Origin of the sequence: Rahnella sp. PD4, from assembly GCF_049199325.1 — a bacterium.
GTDB lineage: Bacteria > Pseudomonadota > Gammaproteobacteria > Enterobacterales > Enterobacteriaceae > Rahnella > Rahnella perminowiae.
In genome coordinates, this window is sequence record NZ_JBLZQF010000004.1 from 447,237 (window position 1) to 473,009 (window position 25,773).

Sequence of the window (25,773 nt, forward strand, 5' to 3'; positions counted from 1 at the left end):
TGCGACAGCGCGCAGTAAAAGAGCCCGGGGGGTCTTGGGGGGTGGCGGCGATAGGCCGCCCCCCAAGTCGGTGTGGGCCGACGCCCACGGTCTTGACCTTGACCTGGAAATTGACTTTAAAATCGCCCCCTTTGCACCGATCCGTGCAAAAAAACCAAAACTTACATAATTCCCCATGTTTCAACATGCTTTTATAAAGTACCATTAACATCATGAACACCATCCCCAATACTCCTGTCTTTGACGGTCATAACGACCTGTTACTTCGCCTGTGGCTGCATGACGCAGCAGATCCTGCTGCTTTGTTTCTTGATGGCTCCCTTGAGGGGCATCTCGATCTCAGGCGCTGTCGTCTGGGTGGCTTTGCAGGCGGATTATTCGCTGTTTTTGTACCACCTGCTTCGTATATGCCACAACTGAAGCCCAATTCCCCTGCAGAAACCTATGATGCTTACACCATTACGCAAGCGCAGATTTCGCTGCTGGAACGCCTTGAAACACAGTCCGCCGGGCGGGCAAAAATCTGCCGGACGGTCGGTGAAATTGAAGCGTGTATTGCGCAGAATGTGCTGGCGATGGTGATGCATATCGAAGGGGCGGAAGCACTCGGGGATGATTTCTCGCGGCTGGAGCGCTGGTATGAAAAAGGGCTACGCAGCATCGGTCCGTTGTGGAATTTACCCAACCAGTTTGGTACCGGTGTAAAGGGTGATTTCCCCGGTTCGCCTGACACCGGAGATGGCCTGACGCCCGCCGGGCTTGGATTATTGCGTGAGTGTAACCGGAAAAAAATTCTGTTTGATGTCTCGCATATGAATGAAAAAGCCTTCTGGCAGACGGCGACATTCAGCGATGCTCCGCTGGTCGCGACCCACTCAAATGTGCACGCGCTGTGTCCGCAACCGCGTAATCTGACCGATAAACAACTGGCCGCAATTGCAGAAAGCGATGGCTTCGTTGGTGTTAATTTCGGCACTGCTTTTCTGCGGGCCGATGGAAAACGTAACGGCGATACCCCGGTAACCGAAATTGTTAAACATCTTGATAACCTTCTTGATAAACTGGGGGAAGAAAATGTCGGTTTTGGTTCGGATTTCGACGGTATCAATGTGCCGGATGCTCTCGGTGATGTTGCCGGAATGCCTTTGCTGCTTCAGGCGATGTCTGATGCAGGATACGGCAACGAATTGATCGAAAAAATCGCGTACCGCAACTGGCTGAAATTATTAAAACAGACCTGGGGTGAATAGTTTTTCATCCGGGGTTTTGCGTTAATCCTTGTGGCTTACAGGGCAATATCGGTTTGCGTTCATCGCAACATTTTTATAGCCAAACCATCAATATTTGACAATAAGCCGATCACCTGCCGCAATTAAAGCAGCAGTGAACTTAACACTGTAATCACCAAGAGGACATTATTATGTGGACTAAACCTTCATTCGAAGACCTGCGTTTAGGCTTAGAAGTGACACTGTACATTTCTAACCGCTAAGCCTTTATGCCCACGGTTAACTGTGGGCATCTTCCTTCCCTTTCCCCTGGTTTTCATATGCAGATTATCGTACTTGGTTCCGCAGCTGGTGGCGGTTTCCCTCAGTGGAACTGCAATTGCAGCAATTGTCAGGGCGTGCGCAATGGCACCATGAAAACGTCCCCGCGCACGCAGTCTTCTATTGCCGTCAGCGATAATGGCACCGACTGGGTGCTGTGTAATGCCTCGCCGGACATCTGTCACCAGATTGCCGCTACGCCGGAACTGATAAAACACGACGTTTTACGCGGCACCGCTATCGGGTCAATCATCCTGACCGATAGCCAGATTGATCACTGCACCGGCCTGCTGAATTTGCGTGAAGGCTGCCCGCATCAGGTGTGGTGTACGCCGGAAGTCCACGAAGATCTGACCACCGGTTTCCCGATCTTTACCATGCTTTCTCACTGGAATGGTGGCCTGCAACACCACGCTATCGAGCCGGAGAACCGCTTCTCCGTTGCCGTGTGCCCGAACCTTACATTCACCGCCATTCCGCTGCTGAGCAATGCGCCACCGTATTCGAAATATCGCGGTAAGCCGCTGCCCGGTCACAATATCGCGCTGTTTATCGAAGACTCCCATACCGGCACCTCGCTGCTGTATGCACCGGGTCTGGGCGAGCCGGACGATGAACTGCTGAAATGGCTGAACAAAGCGGATTGCCTGCTGATTGACGGCACACTGTGGCAGGACAACGAGCTGGCAACCACCGGCGTAGGCCGAAATACCGGCAAAGACATGGGCCATCTGGCGCTTGCCGAAGAACAGGGGCTGATCGCCCTGCTGTCGTCACTTCCGGCAAAACGCAAAATTCTCATCCATATTAATAATACCAACCCGATCCTCAATGAATCCTCTGCCGAGCGGCAGGCGCTGACGCAACAAAACATCGAAGTCAGCCGGGACGGGATGCGCATCGAACTGTAGGGCAAAACGACCATGAGCATATCGACAACACAGACGTCACCGATGACGCCGCAGGAATTTGAACAGGCGCTGCGTGCCAAAGGCGCGTTTTATCACATCCATCATCCGTACCACATTGCGATGCATAACGGTCAGGCGACCCGCGAGCAAATTCAGGGCTGGGTGGCGAACCGTTTCTATTATCAGACCAGCATTCCGCTGAAAGACGCGGCGATCATGGCCAACTGTCCGGATGCGCAAACCCGCCGTAAATGGGTACAGCGTATTCTCGATCACGACGGACATGGCGGCAGTGAAGGCGGTATCGAAGCCTGGCTGCGTCTGGGCGAAGCGGTGGGGTTAGACCGCGATGTGCTGCTTTCAGAAGAAAGGGTGTTACCGGGGGTGCGTTTTGCGGTCGATGCCTACGTCAATTTTGCCCGCCGCGCCGTCTGGCAGGAAGCCGCGTGCAGCTCGCTGACGGAACTGTTCGCTCCGCAAATCCATCAGGCACGCCTCGACACCTGGCCGCAGCATTACACATGGATTGAGGAAGAAGGTTACGGTTATTTCCGCAGCCGCCTGAGCCAGGCTAACCGCGACGTCGAACACGGCCTGCAACTGGCGCTGGAGTATTGCGATACTGTCGAAAAACAACAGCGCATGCTGGAAATTCTGCAATTCAAACTCGATATTTTGTGGAGCATGCTCGATTCCATGAGCATGGCCTACGAACTGAACCGCCCGCCGTACCACAGCGTGACGCAACAGGCGGTCTGGCATAAAGGAAGACTCCTGTGATCACTATTACCGAACACTACACGCCGATGTTTCGTCGCGGCTACCGCATGCAGTTTGAGAAAACGCAGGACTGCCATGTGATTTTGTATCCGGAAGGGATGGCGAAACTCAACGACAGCGCGACCTTCATTTTACAACTCGTGGATGGCGAGCGGACGATCGCCAATATCATTGATGAGCTGAATACGCGTTTCCCGGATGCCGGCGGCGTGAATGACGACGTCAAAGACTTCTTCGCTCAGGCCCATGCACAAAAGTGGATTACGTTCCGTGAACCGGCTTAACCCTGCGGTCAAACCGCCGCTGTGGCTGCTGGCCGAACTGACCTACCGCTGCCCGCTGCAATGCCCGTATTGCTCGAATCCGCTTGATTTCGCCAAACAGGAAAAAGAGCTGACCACCGCGCAGTGGATCAAGGTGTTTGAAGAAGCGCGGGAAATGGGCGCGGTGCAAATCGGTTTCTCCGGCGGCGAACCGCTGGTGCGTAAAGACTTGCCGGAGCTCATCCGCGCTGCGCGTGATCTGGGTTTTTACACCAACCTGATCACGTCCGGCATCGGGCTGAGCGAAAAGAAAATCGATGCGTTTGCCGACGCCGGACTGGATCATATCCAGATCAGTTTTCAGGCCAGCGATGAGACGCTGAACGCCGCGCTGGCGGGTAACGCCAAAGCATTCCGGCAAAAACTCGACATGGCCAAAGCGGTAAAAGCCCACGGTTATCCGATGGTGCTGAACTTCGTGTTGCACCGTCATAACATCGATCAGATCGACAAGATCATTGATCTGAGCATTGAACTGGAAGCCGATGATGTCGAGCTGGCGACCTGTCAGTTTTATGGCTGGGCGCAGCTCAACCGCGAAGGTTTACTGCCTACCCGCGACCAGATCGCCCGCGCCGAAAATGTGGTGCACCAGTACCGCGAAAAAATGGCCGGCACCGGTAATCTGGCCAACCTGCTGTTTGTGACACCCGATTATTATGAAGAACGTCCGAAAGGCTGCATGGGCGGCTGGGGAGCGATATTCCTCAGTGTGACGCCGGAAGGCATGGCGCTGCCGTGCCACAGCGCGCGCCAGTTGCCGGTGGAATTCCCGTCGGTGCTGGACAATACCTTGCAGGAAATCTGGTACGACTCGTTCGGTTTTAACAAATACCGTGGCTTTGACTGGATGCCGGAACCCTGCCGTTCGTGTTCAGAAAAAGAGAAAGACTTCGGCGGCTGCCGCTGTCAGGCCTTTATGCTCACCGGCAATGCCGACAACGCCGATCCGGTGTGTTCAAAATCTGAACATCACGGCCAAATCCTCGCCGCACGAGAACAGGCCAATTGCACCAACATTCAGATCAATCAGTTGCAGTTCCGCAACCGCGCGAACTCTCAGTTGATTTTTAAAGGCTGAGGGTCTGATGCTGCCAGCCGCAGAGACCCTGACACTGAGCAACGGATTGCGGGTCAATATTCTCCATGACCCGCAGGCTTCACGTGCCGCCGCGCTTATTCATCTCAATGCCGGAAGCCATCACGAACCGGAGGAATTTCCCGGGCTGGCGCATCTGTTTGAGCATGTAGTGTTTGCCGGAAGCCATCAGTTTCAGGGCGATGACCGGCTGATGATGTGGGCGCAGGCGCAGGGCGCACGACTCAACGCCACCACGCATGCCACCTCGACGGCATGGTTTTTTGATATGACACCGGCAAAGTTTGAAGACGGACTGGCGCGTCTGACGGACATGCTGGTGCAGCCTTTGCTGACCACAGATGCCGTACAGCAGGAAGTGGCCGTAATCGACGCCGAATATCGCATGCTGACCACTCATGCGGATTCCCTTTGTGATGCGGCGCTGAGCCTGGCTTTTGCCGCACCGGCACAACTGCGCGATTTTCACATCGGTAAGCTTACCGCTTTCGGTGAGGATATTTCCGCTCTGCAACAGGCGCTGATACATTATCATCAGCAATTCTTCACCGCACGACGGCTCACGCTGTGGCTGCAAGGCCCGCAATCGGTCGCTGAACTCGCTGCACTGGCCGGGCGTTACGGCAATGCCTTTGCTGCCGGTAAAGGTTCCCCACCGGCCCATACTCAGCCACTGGCGCTGAGCCGGGAACGCTATCTTCAGTTGCGTCTGGAAAGTTCGCCACGCCTGCGTTTTTCATTCCCGGTGACGCTTTCTCCGGCGCTGACATTACTGCGCCAGTTGCTTACCGATGAAGCGCCGGGCAGTTTACTGGAACAATTGCGAACGCAGGCGCTGGCCGACAGCGTGCGGGTTTCGCTGCCTTATACGGATACCACGCACGCCATCCTCAGCATCGAATTCATGACCTGCGCCACTACGCCCGCGTTACGTGCCGGTGTCGAAACGTTGTTCTGCCACTGGCTGCAACAGGTTCGCGACTTAAGCACCGGACATTTGCAGCATTATGTAGCCCTCTCCCGTCGCGACTTCAGCCGTTTAACACCGCTGGAGCAACTGCGCGCCCGCACCCTGGATTTCCCGCCTGCGGCTCAAAACGGCTGGCAGAAATTGCTCAGCGAACTAAAGCCGGAAAATATGACACGGCTGTGGATTGCCCGGGATGTGCACGGACATAACGCGTCAGTTCAGGGTTTTACTTTGCCGGTCAGTTTCTCTGCCTGGCAGTCGGAAAGTGACAGCGTCACTGAATCACACTTTATGTTTTACCTCCCTCACGCAGAAGAAGCGCATACAGCGGATGAAAGCATACAGACAACCGGCGCTCCGCTGACCTTACTGCAGGCCTGCATCGCCCGTGCCAGCCTGCGGGCACTGTGTGCATTGTCCGCCCATCAGGGGAATTCGCTGATATTCAGCTACGAACAGGGAAACGGATTATTACAGCTTAGCGGATGTCAGGCATGGACGGCGCGCACGCTCTCGGCCGCACTGAGGCTGCTGCGCGCGCCTTCTCCCGCCGCGCTGGCACAAGGCAGGCGACTGTTTGAGCAGGAACAGCGTCAGCTGAGATCGGACATCGCGATACGCACCCTGCTGGCAACATTGCCGGAAGTGGTCGGTGAATCATCCGGGGAAGTACATGAATTGCGGGTTGCGGGTGATGATGCCGCCGTGCTGGTATTCTGCCCGCTGGCGGAAAATACCGCTGAATGTCTGGCCGCCACGCAGATTTTGGCGTATTTCCTTGAGCCAAAGTTCTTCCGGCAATTGCGCGTAGAGAAAAATATCGGCTATGTGGTGAGCTGCCGTTTCCATCAGACGGCGCGTCAGTCCGGAATTTTGTTTGCATTACAATCGCCGTCGTATGACACAGAAACGCTGCTGGGGTTTATCGATACTTTTATCGCGGAGATCCCGTCCGTCATTGATGGCATCACCCCACAGACACTGGAAGAAAAGCGCTGCACGCTGCGGGAATCGCTGAGCGTGAGGCCAGCTGACAGGCTGGAAGCGGCGAGGCAACAGTGGCTGAGGGAGTTTGCCTGTGCGCCGGAAATCAATGAAGCGTCTGTTGCGGCGATTACAACAGAACAACTGCTCGCCTGTGTACGAGCACCGGACAACTCCCTTCCCTGCGCAGGGGAGGGTTGGAGTGGGGTATTGCAGAAAAATCAAGAAGTTGATGTCTGCTTTGGCCATCGCTTCGTCCTTAAAACCCCCTCCCCGCCTCCCCCTTCGCAGGGTGAGGAGTAAAAAGTTTTCTTCAGCTACACTGTACGCAGATAAGATGTTAAGGATAAACATGCAAACTCCTCCCGCTCTCCAGCCGGACCACGCATTCGACACCCTGCTGGATCACTATAAAAAAGCGTCATTGCGTACCAGCGGCATCTGGTTACTGCTCGCTAATCTGAGCTTTGTGCTTTTTCTGTTTGGCCGGCACCAGTTCCGGGTATTGCTGGATCCGCACGCCGATGTGGCGGTTTCCGGTCCGGTGCTGGATAAGCTGGCACTGATTTTTCTGGTTTTTATCATCCTTCTTTTACCCGTATTGCGCTTCATACGCTCACGTACGCCCGCGATGGTACTGGCGTTTCTGGTCGGTTTGTACTGGGCCGTCGTGTTCCATTTCATGCTGACCAGTGATACGCAGCAACAACTGGTCTTCCCGCTTTTCTGCATGCTGATTTTTACGGCGCTGATTGCGTTGTACCCGACCATGCCGATCCTTTACAGCTTCACATTGCCGCTGTGGTTTTCATTATTTTTTCATCTGATACTGCTGAAAGCGGATATTCCGGTTCTGGAAATCGTCGCGATGATTGTCGCCAGCGCCCTGTTTGAGACAGCGCGTATTATGCTGAGCCGCTGGTTTGTGCTTTCCGTGCGGCGGGAATGCGACAACCAGTTGCTGGTCAGTAAGCTGGATAACCTGGCACATTACGATCCGCTGACAGGTGTAGCGAACCGCCGCCAGCTCGATAAACAACTTCAACAACTGATTGCACAAACGGAACGTCAGGGCGGTATTTTTTCCCTGATCATGATTGACGTGGATTATTTCAAAAAATACAACGACCATTATGGTCACCAGGCCGGAGACAACTGCCTCGTGGACATTGCGAAGTGTTTCAGGCAGGTGGTCAGGCAACCGGCCGATCTGGTGGCCCGTTATGGCGGTGAGGAGTTTGTGATCCTGCTGCACAGCGCCGCTGCAACAGATGCAGAAGTGGTCGCACAACGCATCAGGCAAAGTGTGGCGCAGGCGGCCATCCCCCACGCCTTATCGCAGGTGGCAGACACGGTGACAGTCAGTCAGGGCATTATGCAATGGTCGCCGGGCATGACTTCGCTGGAATTACTCCAACGTGCCGACGGCGCACTGTATGACGCCAAGCATGCAGGACGAAACGGCTATTGCGTGGGACAGTGAAGCAGGGCGTGGCTTCGAACGGAAGTTACGCCCTTTGCATTTTATAAGCTTGCGCGGTGAACCTGATTCCGTCCGTAGACCAGGGAGTCCCCGCTGATGTCAGCAATGGATTTCGCACCGGTCAGTATCATTGCGACCCGCATTTCTTTTTCGATAAGATTCAGCAGATTAATCACCCCCGCCTCGCCCGCTGCGGCCAGTGCATACACAAATGCCCTGCCCAACAGCACACTGTCGGCACCGAGGGCGATCATACGCACCACATCCAGCCCGGTACGGATGCCGGAATCCGCGAGAATGGTGATATCGCCTTTCACCGCATCCGCAATAGCAGGCAACGCGTGAGCGGTGGACAGCACCCCGTCGAGCTGCCGGCCGCCGTGGTTGGAGACCACAATGCCATCGGCACCAAATTTTACGGCGTCTTTGGCATCTTCCGGATCCAGAATGCCTTTAATAATCATCGGACCTTTCCAGAACTCACGGATCCATTCCAGGTCTTTCCAGGAAATCGACGGGTCGAAGTTAGCCGCCAGCCAGCCGATGTAATCCTCCAGTGTGGTCGGTTTACCGCGATAGGCCGAAACATTACCAAGATCATGCGGTTTGCCATTCAGGCCGACATCCCATGCCCATTGCGGATGCATCACTGCCTGAAACATCCGGCGTGCGACGGCATTCGGGCCACTCATACCGGAATGCGCATCGCGATAACGTGCGCCGGGCGTCGGCATATCCACGGTAAACACTAATGTTTTGACGCCCGCGGCCTGCGCACGTTCCAGCGCATTGCGCATGAAACCACGATCTTTGAGTACGTAAAGCTGGAACCACATCGGACGGTCGATGGCCGGTGCCACCTCTTCAATCGGACAGACAGAGACGGTCGACAACGTGAAAGGAATACCTTTTTTCGCTGCCGCACGGGCCGCCTGAACTTCGCCGCGTCGCGCGTACATGCCGGTCAGACCCACCGGTGCCAGCACGACGGGCATCGCCAGCTTTTCGCCAAACAGTTGGGTCTCCAGGCTGAGATCAGACATGTTTTTGAGGATGCGCTGGCGCAGGGCGATATCGGCCAGATCGGCGGTATTACGTCTGAGCGTATGCTCGTTGTAAGCACCACCGTCGATGTAATGAAACAGGAATGGCGGCAGTTTACTTTTTGCCGCAGCGCGATAGTCCGTTGATGCAGAAATGATCATGATATTTTCTCGTTATTCATAACGCGCTCTTTTATTTGGCGCTGTAGGGGTGCAGAAAGTGTAGTTGAAAATACACAACACGAGAGAAAACAATGACAACGAATTTCAGCGCTGTTTCACGATCCCCATTAATTTTGCAGTGATCTGCGCTGAAACCTCAGCAACTTTGGAAACTAAACCCACGCTCCGCCCCAAAAGAGACTAAGCTCAGGGGAGACGCCCGCCCGGCGACAAATTCGATCTGCCTCCCTGCCCTCTGCCCACTATTCTCTTCGAGTGAACTCTTATCGCAGCCCAGGCAACTGCCTTTTCGGGTTCGCGTAAGGTATGTCGACGTGAAAAATGCTGTGATTAACTGGTTTAAAAGTAAAAGAGCACCACCTGTTCCGGTCATTACCCGACGTCATCGGGCCAGCGCGCTGGAAAATCCCGCGCCTATCCGCGCCGAACTCTTCTCAGCGGATCAGATGGAACGTTTTGGCGGCAAGCTGGCACTCTCGCATAAACTTTCCGGTAAGAAACTGCCCTACTACCTGCTTAAACGTCTCGACGATAACGAAAAAGTCCTGACCCGCAGCTGTCTTGTCCTTAGCAGTGGCGACAAAGCCAGTATCACGCCCGCAGGAGAATGGCTGCTCGACAACTTTTATCTGATCGAAGAACAGATCCGCGTCGTTCGCCAGCTGCTTCCGAAAAACTTCGGCAAAGGCCTGCCCTCACTGGGCGCACCGCATTTTTGCCCGCGCATTTATGACATCGCCACCGAAGTCGTCAGCCACAGCGACGGACTCTGGGACATCACCACGCTCACCCGTTTTCTCTCCACCTATCAGAGCGTGCGACAGCTGACGCTCGGCGAATTGTGGGCGTTTCCGGGGATGCTGCGCCTGGCGCTGATCGAGAACCTGCGCCGCGTCAGTATTGAAGTGGCAAATGCCCAGCAGGAGCGCAATCTGGCCGATTTTTGGGTCAATAAATTGCAAGACAGCGCCGAGAACGATCCGGCCAGTCAGATCATAGTGATTGCCGATATGGCACGCAGCAATCCACCGCGCACCAGCGCGTTTGTCGCTGAACTGGTTCGCCGTCTGCAGGGACACGGTTCAATACTGGCGCTGCCGCTGACCTGGGTGGAACAGCGTCTGAGTGAAGTCGGCCTGACGCAGCGGGAAGTGATCGACAAATTTAATCAGCAACTGGCGGCCAACCAGCTTTCAGTCAGCAACAGCATTATGGGATTACGTCAGCTGACAGAAATGGACTGGGCGGATTTCGCTGAAAATCTCAGCGTGGTGGAGAAAATTCTGCATGAAGATCCCGCTGGCATTTACGCCTCCATGCACTTCGATACCCGCGACAATTACCGCCATCAGATAGAACGCCTTTCGCGAAATTCCCGCCACGACGAGGCCTTTGTTGCCAGCCGCGCGATTGCCTTAGCACAACAGGCCAGCGGTGCTGTCCAGCAACGACATGTGGGTTATTACCTGATCGACGCCGGGCGTAAGGCACTCGAAAAAGACCTGAATGTCAGATTCTCATGGGTAACGCGCATGCGTGGCCGCCTCAACCAGACTCCGCTACTCTCGTGGCTCGGCAGCCTGTTGCTGCTGACCACCGCCGTCACCGCTGATGCACTCTACCGTTCCGCCCATACGCCCATGCACTGGTTATGGTGGAGTTTGTTAGTACCGGTAGTGCTGGTCGCCAGCCAGTTCGCGCTCAATCTGCTCAGCGAAATCACCACCCGCAGCCGGACGCCGCAACCGCTGCCGCGCCTCGAATATGCCGGTGGCATTCCCGCATCGGCCAGCACGCTGGTGGTGATCCCTTGTCTGCTCGGCAGTCGCAAGAATATCGAGGCGCTGATCAGCAGTCTCGAGGTTTGTTATCTCGGCAACGTGTTACCAAACCTGAATTTCGCGCTGCTCAGTGATTTTCATGACAGCGTAAATCCGCAGAATGCGGATAACGATGCCCTGCTGGCCTTTGCCGTGCAGCAAATTCAGGTGCTGAACCGCCGTTATCCCTCTGCGCAGGGTGCACTGTTTACGCTGTTGCACCGCGACAGCGAACTCAATGAGAAACAAGGCGTGTGGATGGGGTATGAGCGTAAGCGCGGCAAACTGAATGCGCTTAACCGCTGGCTGCGCGATGAAGGCGAGCCGTTCTCGCTGACCGAAGGCAGCACGCAGGCGCATCTGCGTCAGGTGAAATACGTTATCACTCTCGACAGCGATACCGTGCTGCCGCGGGCCACCGCCCATCAGCTGATCGCGGCAATGGCGCATCCGCTCAATCATCCGGTGTATGACGAAAAACGTCATCGGGTGGTTTCCGGTTACGCCATTCTCCAGCCACGACTGGCGGAGGAAATCCCGGAAAATGGTCAGGGACGCTACGCCGCTTTATGCAGCAGCGTGCCGGGCAACGATCCTTATTCGTCGATGTCTTCCGACATCTATCAGGATTTATTCGGGGAAGGCTCTTTTGTTGGTAAAGGTATTTACGACGTCGATATGTTCATCCGCGCGACGGACAATACCTGCCCGGAAAACCTGGTGCTCAGCCACGACCTGCTGGAAGGCTGTTACGCGCGCTCGGGTATGCTCAGCGATGTGGTGCTTTACGAGCAATATACCGATCATTATCTGGCAGACGTGGCGCGTAAAACCCGCTGGATCCGTGGTGACTGGCAGTTGCTTAACTGGCTGGGGGTTTATGTCACGCAGGAAGATGGGACGCGCCGCCGTAATCCGCTGACCACGCTTTCCCGCTGGAAACTGTTCGATAACCTGCGCCGCAGTCTGGTCGCGCCAGCCCTGCTGGTTCTGATCTTCACCACGCTGCTGGTGGTGCCGGACAAACTTTACTGGCTCGGTTTTATTACCGTGATGTTGCTGTTCCCGGCGCTGGTGGCGCTGGTGTTAGACCTGCTGAATAAAGGGCCGCGACGGGCGCTGGTTCCGCATCTGAAAAGTGTGGCATCGGCCACCGTCAGCCGGATTTCCCGCGTGTTGCTTAATCTGATGACGTTGCCGCACGAAGCCGTTTATTCGGTGCAGGCGATTTTGCTGACACTGTGGCGACTCAGTGTCAGCCATCGCAAGTTACATGAGTGGGCGAGCATCAATATCAGCGCGAAATCCCGTGCACATTCGCCGGGATATTTCTACCGCCGCATGTGGGCTAATCCGCTGGCAGGCGTGGCGGTCATTTTGCTCGCTGCGCAGGCAAGTCCGCCGCTGCTGGGCTTTGCCGTCCCGCTCGGCCTGCTGTGGTTTATCGCGCCGCGTATTTTGTGCTGGCTGAGTCAGCCTGCCCGCCGCCAGGTACCGGATCTGGACGCACAACAACAAATTTATCTGCGTCAGGTTGCCCGTCAGACCTGGTCCTTCTTTGAAGTTTTCGTGAATGAAACAGAAAACTGGCTGCCGCCGGATAACTTCCAGGAAATCCCACAGCCGGTGATCGCGCACCGCACCTCGCCGACCAACATCGGGCTGTCACTGCTGGCCAATATTACCGCGTGGGATTTTGGTTATCTCACCCAGGGTGAAGTGCTGGAACGCACTATGCTGACGCTCGATACGCTGGATAAACTCGAGCATTATCGCGGACATTTATATAACTGGTACGACACACGCACGCTCCAGCCGCTCAATCCGCGCTACATTTCCAGTGTAGACAGCGGCAATCTTGCCGGGCATTTACTGACGCTGCGCACCGGCTTACGTCTGTGGCGAACACAGCCAGCCATCAATCTTCCGTCATGGCTAAAAGGTCTGGAAGACACGCTGAATATGGCGGAAGCCCCGGCAGATGCCCCGCTGGCGGCTAAGCTTCGCGAAAGTCTGAAACAGGCTGCGGGCGAAAAAGCTGAGCAGAGTATTTTGAGCCTGCGCGAGATGCGTGTGCTGATTGCCGCCACCGCAGAAGGCTGGCTGCAACGACTGGCGCAGCAACTTGATGCCGGTCTGCAGGCGTGGTCAGAATTTTACGCAGAATTGTCGCCGGAGGCGCAAAACGCACCACTCCCTTCGCTGCAATGGCTGGCGCAACAGGATGCCCGAACGGCACCGGCGCTTTCCCGCGCGATCGGTCTGGCACGGCAGCGTCTGGACATTATCGGCGAACTTGAACAGCGCCTTAATGACCATGCGCGCATGGATTTCCGCTTCCTGTACGACAAGAATACCCATCTGCTGACCGTCGGATATAACTGCGACTCTCATAAACTGGACAGCGGGAAATACGATCTGCTGCCTTCTGAAATTCGGCTGACCAACTACGTCACTATCGCCACCAACCAGTTGCCGCAAAAAAGCTGGTTTGCGCTCGGACGCCTTTTCACCGTGATCGACAAACAGCCGTCGCTGATGTCGTGGAGCGGATCGATGTTTGAATACCTGATGCCACAACTGGTGATGCCGGCCTATCCGGATACCCTGCTGGTGCAGATGTGTCAGACCGCCGTTGACCGGCAAATCGCCTGGGGTAAGGAAAACAGCGTGCCGTGGGGGATTTCTGAATCCGCTTATGCGGCATTTGACCTCAACCAGAATTATCAGTATCACGCGTTCGGCGTGCCCGGTCTGGGCCTGAAGCGAGGTCTTGGTGAAGACATGGTGGTCGCGCCTTATGCCACCATGATGGCGCTGATGATCCGCCCGCAGGAAGCCTGCCTCAATCTCAATGTACTGGAACATTGCGGGGCGCGTGGCGAATACGGTTTTTACGACGCGCTGGATTACAGCCCGTCGCGTCTGATCCGTGGCCAGATTTACATCGTGGTGCGCTCTTACATGGCTCACCATCAGGGAATGGGTTTCCTGGCGCTGGGCAATGTGCTGCTCGGCGCGCCGATGACCGCACGCTTCGCCGCCAATGCCGCGTTCCAGTCGGCACGCCTGTTGTTGCAGGAACGGGTGCCGGATGCCGTCGAGCTTTACAGTCCGCGTCGTCACTTTGAATCTCATGACAACACGCTGCAAAAAGTAAACATTGAGTTGCGTGAATTCACCGACACCAGCAGTGCCTCGCCGGAAATTCAGCTGCTGTCTAACACGAATTACCATCTGATGGTGACGCAGGCCGGTGGCAGCGTCAGCCGCTGGAAAGACCTGACGCTGACCCGCTGGCGGGAAGATGCAACACGCGATAATCGCGGGATTTTCTGCTATCTCAGCGATCCGGAGTCCGGCGCGGTCTACAGCAATACCTGGCAACCGCTCGGCAAACAGAAAGGCACCTATCATGCGGTGCTGAACGATTTCGGTGCGGAATTCAAACGCACACAGGGTTCGCTGACCATGCAAACCCACATCGTGGTTTCGCCAGAAGACGACGTCGAAATCCGTCGCATGACGGTTACGCATCATGGCCGCCGTCCGCGTGAGCTGGAAATCACCACCTATGCCGAAGTGGTACTGGCGCCAGCCGCCAATGACACCGCGCATCCGGCCTTCAGCAATCTGTTTGTGCAAACCGAACTGGTGCCCGCACAGGAAGGGATTTTGTGCCACCGCCGTCCGCGTGAACCGGAAGAACAGTGCCCGTGGATGTTCCATATGATGGCGATCCACGGCTCTTTCGAACGCGAAACGTCGTTCGAAACCGACCGGTCGGCCTTTATCGGACGCGGCAATACCGCGGCCAGCCCGCAGGCCTTGCGTCAGGGCGGACCGCTCACTAACAGCGCCGGTGCGGTGCTGGATCCGGTGATGTCCATCCGCCAGCGCATTACTCTGAAACCCGGCGTGCCAGTGATTATCGATATGGTGTACGGCATTTCCGACACCCGGCTGCAAAGTCTGATGCTGCTGGAAAAATACCGTGACCATCATATTGCTGATCGGGTATTCGAAATCGCCTGGTCGCACAGTCAGGTGGTGCTGCGCCAGCTGAATGCCACCGAAGATGACGCGGGATTGTATAACCGTCTGGCCGGTGCGCTGGTTTTCGCCAGTCAGGAACTGCGCGGCGATGCGCAGACCGTGGCCGCCAACCGCCGCGGGCAATCCGGTCTGTGGGGGCAATCGCTTTCCGGCGATCTGCCGATCGTGCTGCTCACCCTGACCAGCGATGAAAATATCGGGCTGGTAACGCAACTTATCCGCGCGCACAACTACTGGCGTCTCAAAGGGCTGAAGGTCGATCTGGTGTTGTTATGCAATGACTCCGGCGGCTATCAGCAGGCGTTGCAAAATCAGATCCTCAGCCTGGTCGCTTCCGGCGCGGGCTCCAGTCAGACCGATATTCCGGGCGGAATTTTTGTCCGCAATGGCGAACAACTGACGCAGGAAGACCGCACACTGCTGATGAGTGTGGCGCGGGTGGTGATCGACGACCGCCGCGGCTCGCTGGCCGATCAGCTCAACCTGCGTATGCAATTGCCACACGTCTCACTGCCTGCTCTGTTGCCAGTACGCACCGTCACCGACAATACGCCGGTTGCCGCAGCGCCACGTGACCTGACCTGTTTCAACGGGCTGGGCGGATTCTCGCCGGACGGACGTGAATATCAGATTGTGCTCAACGAAGGCCAGAACACGCCTGCGCCGTGGTCAAACGTGCTGGCAAATGCCGGTTTCGGGACGGTGATTTCAGAAAGCGGACAGGCCTATACGTGGTTTGAAAATGCCCACGAATACCGCCTTACGCCGTGGGAAAACGATCCGGTCAGCGACAGCTCCGGTGAAGCGTTATATCTGCGCGATGAGGAAACCGGCAGCGTCTGGTCACCGGCACCGTTACCGGTACGCGGCAACGGCGGCTATGTGACACGCCACGGTTTTGGCTACAGCGTTTTCGAGCATACCGGACACGGGATCAGCAGCGAAATGACGGTACTCGTGGCGGAACATGCGCCGGTGAAACTGATTATGCTGACGCTGACCAACGTCTCGGGGCGGCCACGCAGGCTGTCTGTGACCGGTTATGCCGAATGGGTGATGGCGGATTTACGCGCCAAATCAGCCATGCATATCGTTACCTCCGCGGCCCATGTGGCTCAGGGTTGCGGCGTGCTGGCGACCAACCATTACACCAGCAACGGCTCCCCGCGCACCGCCTTCTTCGCCGTAACCGGCGCGCACTGTTCGGTGAGCGGCGATCGTCGTGAGTTCCTCGGGCGCACAGGGTCAACGGCAGCGCCCGCTGCAATGAAAAATCAGCGGCTGTCGGATAAAACCGGCGCAATGCTCGATCCGTGCGGTGCGGTTCAGTCCGCCACCACGCTCATTGACGGCGATCAGCGCACCTTTGTTTTCGCCCTCGGTCTGGGACAAAACGCCGGTGAGGCCGAAGCCTTAATCCATCAGTTCTTCCAGGAAGGCGCCGCGCAGGCTGAGCTGGACAGAATTCATCACCACTGGCATCAGGTGCTGGATAAAATTCAGATCACCACGCCGGATAAATCTGTCGACCTGCTGACTAACGGCTGGCTGATTTATCAGACCCTCGCCAGCCGGATCCTTGCCCGCAGCGGCTATTACCAGTCCGGCGGCGCGTTTGGTTTCCGCGACCAGTTACAGGATACGCTGGCGCTGACCCACGCGGCGCCGGAACGTATGCGTGAGCAGATCCTGCTGTGCGCGTCACGGCAATTTATCGAAGGCGACGTTCAGCACTGGTGGCATCCGCCAACCGGCAACGGCGTGCGCACCCGCTGTTCCGATGACTATTTATGGTTGCCGCTGGCGATCAGTCATTACATCGCGGTGACCGGCGATCACGCAATTGCAGAAGAACAGGTGCCGTATCTTGTGGCGCGCTTGCTGGCTCCGGGCGAAGAGTCGTTTTACGAACAACCGGTGGTCAGCGGAACACGCGAAAGCCTGTGGCAGCACGGTATCCGTGCGCTGAAACATGGCCTGCAAATGGGCGGGCATGGCCTCCCGCTGATGGGCGCGGGCGACTGGAACGACGGCATGAATCTGGTCGGTCTGGGCGGACGCGGGGAAAGCGTCTGGCTGGGCTTCTTCCTGTATGACGTGCTGCAACGCTACGGCGAACTGGCGGAAATCCGTCAGGACACCGCCACCGCCACCTTGTGCCGCGAAGAATCGGCGCGGCTTAAACAAAATCTCAACGATCATGCCTGGGACGGCGAATGGTATCTGCGCGGTTATTTCGACAGCGGTGAAACGCTTGGTTCGCACGTCAATGCGGAATGCCAGATTGACGCCATCGCTCAGAGCTGGTCAGTGCTTTCCGGGGCAGGCACACCGGAACGTACCGCCAGCGCCATGCAGTCGGTGGACAAATATCTGGTGGACAGTGACGCGGGGCTGATCAAACTGCTGACGCCACCTTTCGACGGCAACGGGCCGAATCCGGGATACATTCGCGGCTATCTGCCGGGCGTACGCGAGAACGGCGGGCAATACACGCACGGGGCAATCTGGGCGGTGATGGCTTTTGCCAGACAGGGCAACACCGAACGCGCGTGGCAACTGATGTCGATGATCAACCCGATTAATCACAGCCTGACACCGGATGCCGTCAGTCGTTACAAAGCCGAACCTTACGTGATTTCCGCCGATATTTACTCGGTGGATCCGCACAGCGGGCGCGGCGGCTGGAGCTGGTACACCGGCTCCGCTGGCTGGACGTATCGCCTGATCACCGAATCTTTGCTCGGCATCACCCGCCACGGCGACGCCATTTCGATCCACAGTAAACTCCCGCAGGACTGGCCGGAAATCACCGTCACCTACCAGCAGGGCAGCAGCCGTTATCTGATCACCGTCCGCCGCAGTACCGGAGAATATTGTGTAACGCTGGACGGCACTCCACTTGCCGGTGACAAGATCCCGCTCAATGATGATGGCGTTGAACATCGGGTGGAGGTTGAATTGGGAGAGTGATACCGCTGCCTCTCAAAGCCCCGCAGCGGGGCTTTTCATATAATGCCGCCTAATCTAAGACCGGACGGCAATAACTCACTCAATGAATGATCGCATCAAGTTTTGCCGTAATAAGACTAAAAAATGCATCCTGAACGAAAGCCTGTCCGTTTGAGAGTAAGGTAGATAACTGACGTTCATTTTTATAATAGTTATCAATCTCATTTGATTTCTGTCGTTTAGTCTTGAGACGTTCTGGTTCAGGATACATTTGTGCCACACTATTTTTTTCAGACCGTCTGGTCACAACAACAATTTTTTCCAGCATAGGTCTAACGACAATATCTTGCAGGCAATGCCCGTTAATAAACATATAGGCATTGTCTTCAGTAATGCCCCTGGTCGTCAAAATCGTTTTGAAACTGTCGAAATCAGCATGATCAGTGATAGCTGCATGCAAACTCTGGCTATAGGCCTCGACCTGCGTTTGCAATTGAATGATAGCGTCATCATTTACCTGAAGTTCGTCATTGATTAAACAAACCCCCAAACTAACTCTGACAGCCAGATTAAATTCACCCTCACTATATTGCTGCCAGTTTTTATTATGTAAGTAGGAAAATGCACATAAAGCGGGATAGACAACGTGGGAATATCGTATCAGCGCCTCATGAATTTGTGACGGTAATTGTTGGTGAAAATATAATATTCCGGTAATGGCACCAAGAGAATGATGGCAACATTGGAAGCTTTCTCTCGAATAGCAATGAGTGTGCAAAACGAAAGGATTGATGTTCATTTCCTGAGCCTCTGCATGACGATCTGGGCATAAAAAATCATAATCGCTGTCAACGGCAACCAAAAACTCCTGATTCAGTTCCGCATAACGTTTCTGTAATGTGCGTTTTCCGGCAGCCTGCTCTTTAGAAATTGGTCGGACTTTGTAACGTGAACCATCAACCGCATTGACGACGTGTTGCCAGAAGGGAATGTCGGTGGGATTCTCGACGAAAATGTTTCCCATAGCCTGACCATTCTGAATTGTATTATACGTTTTGATAAATGCAGGTGAGGAAATCATCCTTGAAAAATCAGACATTACGTGACTCCACCACAATATTTTCCATGTCAATGTATGAATCCATATAACCGTCCATGATGACCGCAGGGCTGTGCGTAACGACAACAATCTGACAATTAGGATTCAGCGTTTTGATACTGTCCAGCAGCTTTTCCTGCCAGTTAAGATGCAGGGAAATCTCCGGTTCATCCATCAGTAAAAATGCCGGACTGTTTTTGGTGTTAGCCACTTTGGCCATGATGTACAGAAGCTGGCGTTCACCGGAGGAAAGTTTGCTGACTGGAAGCGGCGTTTTTGAATCTGGCGTAATGACCTTCAGTCCGTCTTTAACCTGTACTTTTTTTCCACTGTCGGCGAAGTGTCGATTTACTTCCTTAATAAACGCAAGTGTGTATTTTCCTTTCGGGGTTTTTACAATATCTGAAATTTCTTTTTCTATTTCCCAGTCTAGTAAATTACCCTGCCGGCCGTCGCTTCCGGTTAAAATCTGCTGAGAGTTAGCGCTCATATTGATGGTGGAAATGAAATTAACTTTTACCACTGAATCCAGAAAGTATTTTTTATTTTCTGACAGACTGAACTTAGCGTTAAAAAAATTTCGTATTAAAGATAATAGCGATGGCTGTTTTTCAACCTCTGCCCTATTCTTTAATTTAATACGTTGTTTACTAGCATCAAAATAATCATTTACTAAATTACTATTTAATGTTTCTCGTAGATGATTATTCACATCTCCAAATATAGTTTTCTCAACACCTTCAGGATCGACATATGATAGTTGTCTATTTTCAAAGTTGATCACCTCATCATCAGAAAAAGTGAGTGTAGCAATAATACAACTCTCGATTTCTGTACAAGATTGACGCAACAACAACGCATGCAAGATCTTCAGCAATGTCGTTTTACCCAAACCATTTTTGCCCACCAAAACGGTGACATCATTGAAATGGAGCTCGATATCTTTGTGTCCAAAAAGCTTCTCAATTTTGAGTGTTTTCAGTTTCGGGTGCATGTTCATCATCTCGTCGCAGATTTATACGTTCAGTGTAAGTCATTGAAGAGAAGGACGACAGAGGCAGAACCGCTGACCTTCCCCTTCATTAAAAGATTTGCGCGATGTTACGCATTTCTAAACTTGATACAGATCATCACAAATGCGTTTTGGGTTTGATCGAATGATAATCATTATCGTTTAATGCCGGCGAATAAATGATTGTTTTTCAGGAGAAGACAAACTCAATGAGCTTAGACCTCGCGCGTTTTTACGCTGCCGCTGACGGGCTGCCGTTCCCCGACCGTTGGGCCGTGATGCCCTGGCGGCCTCAGCAGCCCGTTCCGCCGCAGGATATTCCCGCTCAGTGGCAGGCGCTGTGTCAGCGTCCGCTTCCGGCCAATAAACGTCTGGTCTATCTGCATATCCCCTTTTGCGCCACACACTGCAAGTTTTGCGGGTTCTACCAGAACAAACTGGAAGCAGAAGCCACGGAACAATACTGTGATTATCTGATCCGGGAAATAGAACAGGAAGCCGCTTCGCCGCTGCATCAGTCCGCGCCTGTCCACGCCGTCTATTTTGGCGGTGGCACACCGACGGCGCTCAGCGCAAAGCAATTACACCGGATCATCAGCACGCTGCGGCGCCGTTTGCCGCTGGCACCGGATTGCGAAATCACCGTCGAGGGGCGGATCCTTAATTTCGATGACGAGCGCATTGACGCCTGTCTGGATGCGGGGGCTAACCGTTTTTCGATCGGCATTCAGACGTTTGATACCCATGTCCGCCAGCGTATGGGACGCCGCGCCAGCCGTGAAGAAGCGATACAGTTTCTGCGTAAACTCGGTGAGCGTGACCGCGCCGCCGTGGTTTGCGACCTGATGTTCGGATTACCGGAACAGACGCCGGAAAGCTGGCGCGAAGATTTGCAGATCGTCCGCGATTTACCGCTGGACGGCGTGGACCTTTACGCCCTGAACCTGCTGCCTTCCACGCCGCTGGGCAAAGCTGTGGAAAATAAACGTGTGTCGCTGCCGGATGTCACGCTGCGCCGTGATTTCTATCTCGAAGGCGAGGCTTTTCTGGCGCACGGCGGCTGGCATCAGATAAGTAACAGTCACTGGGCGCGCACCACGCGGGAACGCAATCTGTACAATTTGCTGATCAAAAAAGGTGCCGACTGTCTGGCTTTTGGCAGCGGTGCAGGCGGCAATCTCGGTGGGCAATCGTACATGACCGCACGCAGTCTGGAGATGTATTACCAGCAGATGGACGCAGGACAAAAACCCATCATGATGATGACCGCAGCTACGACCGGCGAACACCGCTGGCGGCTGGATTTACAGGGCGGTATAGAGGCGGGCCGGTATGACCTCAGCCGCATCGTCACCGATCCTTTACCGCTCGAACCACTGTTACAACAGTGGCAACAGTGCGGCCTGATGCACAACGAAGGCCCGCGTTTTAATCTCACTCCCTCCGGACGATTCTGGGCCAGCAATATGTTGCAGGCCTTACAGACATTGATCCCACAACTGACTTTACGGAATACCACTCATGCCAACGGATAAACTTCAGTCCCTGATCGACTTTCTCGCCACTCAGCCCGACGGAACCGTCGAAGATATTGCTCGCGAATATCACATCACCCCGCTGGAAGTGATCCAGAACATGCCGGGGAGCTATCTGTTTGCAGGGACACATTTCGATGCAGTATGGGACAACATCACCGGATGGGGTGAAGTCACGACGCTGGTCAATAATGACGATCTGATCCTTGAATTTCATGGCGAATTACCGTCCGGCACACATCGTCACGGTTACTTTAACCTGCGCGGCAAACAGGGCATGAGCGGGCATATCCGCGCAACACACTGTCAGCACATTGCACTGGTTGAACGTCCGTTTATGGGAATGAGCACAGCAAGTGTCTGGTTTTTAAACGCTTCCGGTTATGCCATGCTCAAGGTTTTCGTCGGGCGCGACAGCCATCGTGAATTACTGACCGATCAGCTGAATGCATTTCGAGCCCTTCCCGCCCTTCAGGCTGAGAGAGAGAACCAACTTTGAACACTTTGCTAATTTTTGGCGCAGGCAGCGGCGTCGGCGCTGAACTGGTGGCGCTGACGGCGCAGGAACGTCCGGTGGTCGCGCTTATCCGCAACGCCGAACAGGCGCAAACCTTGCGCGCACGTGGTGTGACCGTCATTGAGGGCGATGCGCTTAATCCCGCCGACGTTTTACAGGCCTGCCAAATGGCAGGCAGCGGGGCACAAATCGTGTCCACTCTGGGCGGTAAACTCGCCGATTACACCGCTAACCGGTTGATCATTGATACTGCAGAGCAGGCCGGAATCCGCCAGATGTTGCTGGTAACTTCCATTGGCTGCGGCGACAGCTGGCCGACGCTGTCTGCCCGCGCAAAACAGGCGTTCGGACAGGCCGTACGCGAAAAATCACTGGCGGAAAGCTGGCTGCAAACCAGCACGCTGGACTGGTGCATTTTACGCCCCGGCGGCCTGATGAATGGCGAAGCGACAGGCAAAGCGCATCTGATCCAAACCGAAGCCCACGGCCGCGTGCGCCGCAGCGATGTCGCGCTGCACATTCAGCATCTGCTGGCCTCCGGCGAAGGCTGGGGTAAGATTTTCGCGTTGTGTGATTCGACGCTGGAAGGGGAAAGGTTCTGAGGAAGATGCCCGCAGTGTTGTAAAAATGATGTGCTGAAGTTATCAGATAAACAAAAAGCCGCTCCTTGTACAGAGCGGCTTTGTCATATCAGCGTTTCCGCCTTTAATCTTTCGTCGCCACTTTTAGCAGAACCACGCCGGAGAAAATCAGCAGCACGGCGATGACGCGCAGCGGATTAAGGCTTTCGCCGAACATCACTACACCGAGAATAAATGCACCGATGGCGCCGATGCCGACCCAGATGGTGTAAGACGTGCCGAGGGGCAGCGTTTTCATGGAAATCGCCAGCAAAACGACGCTGAGTATCATGAAGAAAACGGTAAGAATACTGGGAATGAGACGGGTGAAACCATGAGATTCTTTCATCGCGGTCGACCAGACCACTTCGAAAATACCGGCGAAAAGCAGATAAACCCAGGCCATAAAATTTCCTTAAAACACGCAAGGTCGTCCCTGCATCAGTATGGCTGAGTCTCTGGTCGTCCAGTCAGCATGAAGAGTGGGGATTATAGTTCACTCTTTCCTGACTTTACAAAATCTACGCCCCGGGCGGAAAAGTTTCCCCTTCGGTTCCGTTCCGAATTAATGGAAAACACTTTAAACCGGGACGGAAAACTGAAAACAGGCACCGTGTTTCGGTTGTTCAATCAGTCGGATATCACTGCCGTGGAGTTGCAGAATGCGGCGGACAATCATCAGCCCCAGCCCGCCCGCGCGGTGTTTGTTGGTACTGAGAATTGACGGACGTACGAACAGGCTGTCTTTCAGTTCCGGCGCAATCCCCGGCCCGCTGTCTTTCAGTTGCACCATCACCTGCCCTTCCTGTTTCCACAGTTTTATTTCGATCACCCCGCCTTGCGGCGTAAAACGAATGGCGTTATCCAGCAGATTAGTCAGCACCCGTTCAATCATGCCCAAATCGGCATTCACCAGCGGAATACCCGGCGTAATATCGGCCAGTAATTTTTGCCCGCGAGTTTCGGTCGCCAGTTCAAACTTCTGAAAAACATCCTGCACTAATTCACTCAGTGAGAAAGGTTCTTTCTGCGGTTTCACGACGCCATATTCCAGCCGTGCCAGCTCAAATAATTCCTGCGCCAGTCGCCCGACTTTTTTACTTTGCATCAGGGCAATATTCAGGTAACGCTGCCGGTCTTCATGACTCAGATGGTCTGATTTGACCGACAACGTTTCCAGATATCCGTGCAGGGAAGTCAGCGGTGTGCGCAGGTCATGGGAAATATTGGCGATAAACTCCCGTCGCTGCTGATCCTGCACCATCAGGCTTTGCCATTGCTGATCGATGCGTTTTGCCAGTGCGACAAACGCCTGTTGCAACTGCGTGACTTCATCGCGGGCAGCGCCTGCCGGTGCATCGCCTTTTGCCAGCGCCTGGATCGCTTCCATGCCACCGGTATCAAGTTGGGCAATCTGCGAGGTCAGTTTACGCACCGGGCGCGTCACCCAGCGGAATGCCAGCGCACCGGCCAGCAGGCCAAACAGCGCCACCAACCCCATAGACCGCAGCGCCAGAGAAATCGCCGACTGGTACTGCGCGTCGCTGGTCAGCGCGGTGTATTGGTCACCGAGAAGCACGATATACACATACCCTTTGATGATACCGTCTACCCGTAACGGGGCGGCGCTGAATACCTGACGCGTTTGCGGATCCCGCGGATTCTCGCCATATACCGGCATTTTCGCACCGTTGAGCAACGCGTTAACCGGTGTTAAGTCGATCTTCTGCTGTTGCAGTCGCCCGGGCGGTGCCGCATTACCGACGATATTGCCGTCTTTATCGAGCAGATACACTTCTACGCTCGGGTTCACCGCCATCAGTTGATCAAACAGCGTATGTACCGCTTTGGGATCCCAGTTTCCCTGGCTGAGCAGCGGATTATTTGCTGCAATCTGCGTCGCCAGATTGGCCGACAGACGTTGGATCACCGACTGGCTGTACTGATTACTCGAGCGCACCTGCATGTAGCCGGAAAACGCGCAACACGCGATCAGCAGCACCATAAACACCAGGGTCAGTCTTTGCGCCAGCGTGAGATTTTTCATGATTTACCCTTGTGCTTCTTCAGCAGAAGACACGAATTTATAACCTTTTCCCCACACGGTCAGAATACGTTCCGGCTCGGCCGGATTGGCTTCTATCTTAATGCGCAGACGGTTGATATGGGTGTTTACCGTATGTTCATACCCTTCATGTTCATAGCCCCAGACCTGATTTAACAGGCTGAGCCGGGAGAACACTTTGCCGGGATTTTTGGCAAAGAAGTACAACAGGTCAAACTCGCGCGGCGTCAGTTCAACCGGCTGATGGTTCAGCATCACGTCCCGTGCAATCGGGTCGATGACCAGACCGGAAAAACTTAGAGTACCGGCATCCATTTTCATATTACGGCTCATGGCTTCCTGCCGCCGGAACAGCGCCTTGACCCGTGCGACCAGTTCCAGCATGGAGAAAGGTTTGGCCAGGTAATCGTCCGCGCCCAGCTCCAGCCCGAGGACACGATGCACTTCGCTGGAACGTGCGCTGATAATAATGATCGGCGTGTAACGCGTCATATTACGGGCGCGGCGACAGATTTCCAGACCATCGATACCCGGTAGCATCAGGTCGAGGATCAGCGCGTCCCAGCCGCCTTTTTCCAAATGTGCCACGCCCAGATTGCCGTCAGCAGCATGGGTAATTTCATAGCCTTCATCGCGCAGATGCAGGCTGAGCAGTTCCGCGATATCCCCGTCATCTTCAACGATCAGGATCTTCTTCGTCTTATCCATGTGTTATCCCAAAACGTGGCATTCCCCAATGGTTTGAGTCTACACAAGCAAAGCCCGCCGAGT

At 54.7% G+C, this 25,773-nt stretch carries 18 protein-coding genes; 12 read left to right on the top strand and 6 right to left on the bottom strand.

Annotated elements, in window-relative coordinates:
• Positions 1-212: 212 nt before the first annotated feature.
• From ACOZIO_RS13755 to ACOZIO_RS13790, 8 genes are all read left to right on the top strand, one after another.
• A complete protein-coding gene (locus ACOZIO_RS13755) occupies positions 213-1,250 on the top strand; it encodes a dipeptidase (RefSeq protein WP_258454130.1) in 1,038 nt (345 codons plus the stop codon).
• A gap of 170 nt (positions 1,251-1,420) precedes the next feature.
• Positions 1,421-1,492 (top strand): pyrroloquinoline quinone precursor peptide PqqA, encoded by a 72-nt coding sequence (gene pqqA / locus ACOZIO_RS13760; RefSeq protein ID WP_013578120.1) that lies wholly within the window; start codon positions 1,421-1,423, stop codon positions 1,490-1,492.
• A gap of 57 nt (positions 1,493-1,549) precedes the next feature.
• A complete protein-coding gene (pqqB, locus tag ACOZIO_RS13765) occupies positions 1,550-2,461 on the top strand; it encodes a pyrroloquinoline quinone biosynthesis protein PqqB (RefSeq protein ID WP_129953680.1) in 912 nt (303 codons plus the stop codon).
• A 12-nt stretch (positions 2,462-2,473) separates the two neighbouring features.
• A complete protein-coding gene (gene pqqC / locus ACOZIO_RS13770) occupies positions 2,474-3,241 on the top strand; it encodes a pyrroloquinoline-quinone synthase PqqC (RefSeq protein ID WP_129953681.1) in 768 nt (255 codons plus the stop codon).
• A 26-nt stretch (positions 3,242-3,267) separates the two neighbouring features.
• Positions 3,268-3,525 (top strand): pyrroloquinoline quinone biosynthesis peptide chaperone PqqD, encoded by a 258-nt coding sequence (pqqD, locus tag ACOZIO_RS13775; protein ID WP_235174637.1) that lies wholly within the window; start codon positions 3,268-3,270, stop codon positions 3,523-3,525.
• Positions 3,488-4,645 carry a pyrroloquinoline quinone biosynthesis protein PqqE gene (pqqE, locus tag ACOZIO_RS13780; protein ID WP_129953753.1) on the top strand — a complete coding sequence of 386 codons (1,158 nt, stop codon included), beginning with the start codon at positions 3,488-3,490 and terminating at the stop codon, positions 4,643-4,645. Before pqqD ends, pqqE begins: the two co-directional genes overlap by 38 nt.
• 7 nt (positions 4,646-4,652) lie before the next feature.
• Positions 4,653-6,920 carry a pyrroloquinoline quinone biosynthesis protein PqqF gene (gene pqqF, locus ACOZIO_RS13785; protein ID WP_421595398.1) on the top strand — a complete coding sequence of 756 codons (2,268 nt, stop codon included), beginning with the start codon at positions 4,653-4,655 and terminating at the stop codon, positions 6,918-6,920.
• A 49-nt stretch (positions 6,921-6,969) separates the two neighbouring features.
• Positions 6,970-8,100 (top strand): sensor domain-containing diguanylate cyclase, encoded by a 1,131-nt coding sequence (locus ACOZIO_RS13790; protein WP_217219563.1) that lies wholly within the window; start codon positions 6,970-6,972, stop codon positions 8,098-8,100.
• Positions 8,101-8,141: 41 nt separating this feature from the next.
• Here ACOZIO_RS13790 and lldD read toward each other — a convergent pair whose 3' ends face one another.
• A complete protein-coding gene (gene lldD / locus ACOZIO_RS13795) occupies positions 8,142-9,305 on the bottom strand; it encodes an FMN-dependent L-lactate dehydrogenase LldD (RefSeq protein ID WP_129953685.1) in 1,164 nt (387 codons plus the stop codon).
• 335 nt (positions 9,306-9,640) lie between these two features.
• On the opposite strand from lldD, the gene ACOZIO_RS13800 reads away from it, so the two are divergent.
• Complete coding sequence (locus tag ACOZIO_RS13800; protein WP_421595399.1) at positions 9,641-18,175, top strand: GH36-type glycosyl hydrolase domain-containing protein; 8,535 nt, start codon at positions 9,641-9,643, stop codon at positions 18,173-18,175.
• A gap of 79 nt (positions 18,176-18,254) precedes the next feature.
• On the opposite strand, the gene ACOZIO_RS13805 is transcribed toward ACOZIO_RS13800, so the two are convergent.
• Both ACOZIO_RS13805 and ACOZIO_RS13810 read right to left on the bottom strand, forming a co-directional pair.
• Entirely contained in the window at positions 18,255-19,253 is a 999-nt protein-coding gene (locus ACOZIO_RS13805) for a DUF4435 domain-containing protein (RefSeq protein WP_421595400.1), read from the bottom strand.
• On the bottom strand, positions 19,246-20,247 hold the full coding sequence (locus tag ACOZIO_RS13810; protein ID WP_165383744.1) for an AAA family ATPase: 1,002 nt from the start codon (positions 20,245-20,247) through the stop codon (positions 19,246-19,248). The genes ACOZIO_RS13805 and ACOZIO_RS13810 overlap by 8 nt, the downstream gene beginning before the upstream one ends.
• A gap of 227 nt (positions 20,248-20,474) precedes the next feature.
• Here ACOZIO_RS13810 and hutW point away from each other — a divergent pair, with 227 nt between their 5' ends.
• The 3 genes from hutW to ACOZIO_RS13825 are packed head-to-tail and all read left to right on the top strand — an operon-like array spanning position 20,475 to position 22,919.
• On the top strand, positions 20,475-21,800 hold the full coding sequence (gene hutW / locus ACOZIO_RS13815) for a heme anaerobic degradation radical SAM methyltransferase ChuW/HutW (protein WP_129953688.1): 1,326 nt from the start codon (positions 20,475-20,477) through the stop codon (positions 21,798-21,800).
• A complete protein-coding gene (hutX, locus tag ACOZIO_RS13820; protein WP_421595401.1) occupies positions 21,787-22,299 on the top strand; it encodes a heme utilization cystosolic carrier protein HutX in 513 nt (170 codons plus the stop codon). The genes hutW and hutX overlap by 14 nt, the downstream gene beginning before the upstream one ends.
• Complete coding sequence (locus ACOZIO_RS13825) at positions 22,296-22,919, top strand: NAD(P)-binding oxidoreductase (RefSeq protein ID WP_421595402.1); 624 nt, start codon at positions 22,296-22,298, stop codon at positions 22,917-22,919. The genes hutX and ACOZIO_RS13825 overlap by 4 nt, the downstream gene beginning before the upstream one ends.
• A 103-nt stretch (positions 22,920-23,022) precedes the next feature.
• Here the strand turns inward: ACOZIO_RS13825 and ACOZIO_RS13830 are convergent, their stop codons facing one another.
• The 3 genes from ACOZIO_RS13830 to ACOZIO_RS13840 all read right to left on the bottom strand — a co-directional run bounded on the left by ACOZIO_RS13830 (position 23,023) and on the right by ACOZIO_RS13840 (position 25,710).
• Positions 23,023-23,343 carry a DMT family transporter gene (locus ACOZIO_RS13830; protein WP_421595403.1) on the bottom strand — a complete coding sequence of 107 codons (321 nt, stop codon included), beginning with the start codon at positions 23,341-23,343 and terminating at the stop codon, positions 23,023-23,025.
• A gap of 174 nt (positions 23,344-23,517) precedes the next feature.
• Complete coding sequence (locus tag ACOZIO_RS13835) at positions 23,518-24,984, bottom strand: sensor histidine kinase (protein ID WP_217138831.1); 1,467 nt, start codon at positions 24,982-24,984, stop codon at positions 23,518-23,520.
• A gap of 3 nt (positions 24,985-24,987) precedes the next feature.
• Positions 24,988-25,710, bottom strand: coding sequence for a response regulator transcription factor (locus ACOZIO_RS13840; RefSeq protein ID WP_129953692.1), 723 nt, complete (start codon positions 25,708-25,710; stop codon positions 24,988-24,990).
• Positions 25,711-25,773 lie beyond the last annotated feature (63 nt).

Bases quoted from the DNA above. Each gene is read 5' to 3' on its own strand.
- pqqC (WP_129953681.1), top strand. From the start codon at position 2,474: ATGAGCATATCGACAACACAGACGTCACCGATGACGCCGCAGGAATTT.
- lldD (WP_129953685.1), bottom strand. From the start codon at position 9,305: ATGATCATTTCTGCATCAACGGACTATCGCGCTGCGGCAAAAAGTAAA.
- pqqD (WP_235174637.1), top strand. From the start codon at position 3,268: ATGTTTCGTCGCGGCTACCGCATGCAGTTTGAGAAAACGCAGGACTGC.
- ACOZIO_RS13790 (WP_217219563.1), top strand. From the start codon at position 6,970: ATGCAAACTCCTCCCGCTCTCCAGCCGGACCACGCATTCGACACCCTG.
- pqqF (WP_421595398.1), top strand. From the start codon at position 4,653: ATGCTGCCAGCCGCAGAGACCCTGACACTGAGCAACGGATTGCGGGTC.
- hutW (WP_129953688.1), top strand. From the start codon at position 20,475: ATGAGCTTAGACCTCGCGCGTTTTTACGCTGCCGCTGACGGGCTGCCG.
- pqqE (WP_129953753.1), top strand. From the start codon at position 3,488: ATGCACAAAAGTGGATTACGTTCCGTGAACCGGCTTAACCCTGCGGTC.
- ACOZIO_RS13810 (WP_165383744.1), bottom strand. From the start codon at position 20,247: ATGCACCCGAAACTGAAAACACTCAAAATTGAGAAGCTTTTTGGACAC.
- hutX (WP_421595401.1), top strand. From the start codon at position 21,787: ATGCCAACGGATAAACTTCAGTCCCTGATCGACTTTCTCGCCACTCAG.
- ACOZIO_RS13755 (WP_258454130.1), top strand. From the start codon at position 213: ATGAACACCATCCCCAATACTCCTGTCTTTGACGGTCATAACGACCTG.
- ACOZIO_RS13830 (WP_421595403.1), bottom strand. From the start codon at position 23,343: ATGGCCTGGGTTTATCTGCTTTTCGCCGGTATTTTCGAAGTGGTCTGG.
- ACOZIO_RS13840 (WP_129953692.1), bottom strand. From the start codon at position 25,710: ATGGATAAGACGAAGAAGATCCTGATCGTTGAAGATGACGGGGATATC.
- ACOZIO_RS13805 (WP_421595400.1), bottom strand. From the start codon at position 19,253: ATGTCTGATTTTTCAAGGATGATTTCCTCACCTGCATTTATCAAAACG.
- pqqB (WP_129953680.1), top strand. From the start codon at position 1,550: ATGCAGATTATCGTACTTGGTTCCGCAGCTGGTGGCGGTTTCCCTCAG.
- ACOZIO_RS13835 (WP_217138831.1), bottom strand. From the start codon at position 24,984: ATGAAAAATCTCACGCTGGCGCAAAGACTGACCCTGGTGTTTATGGTG.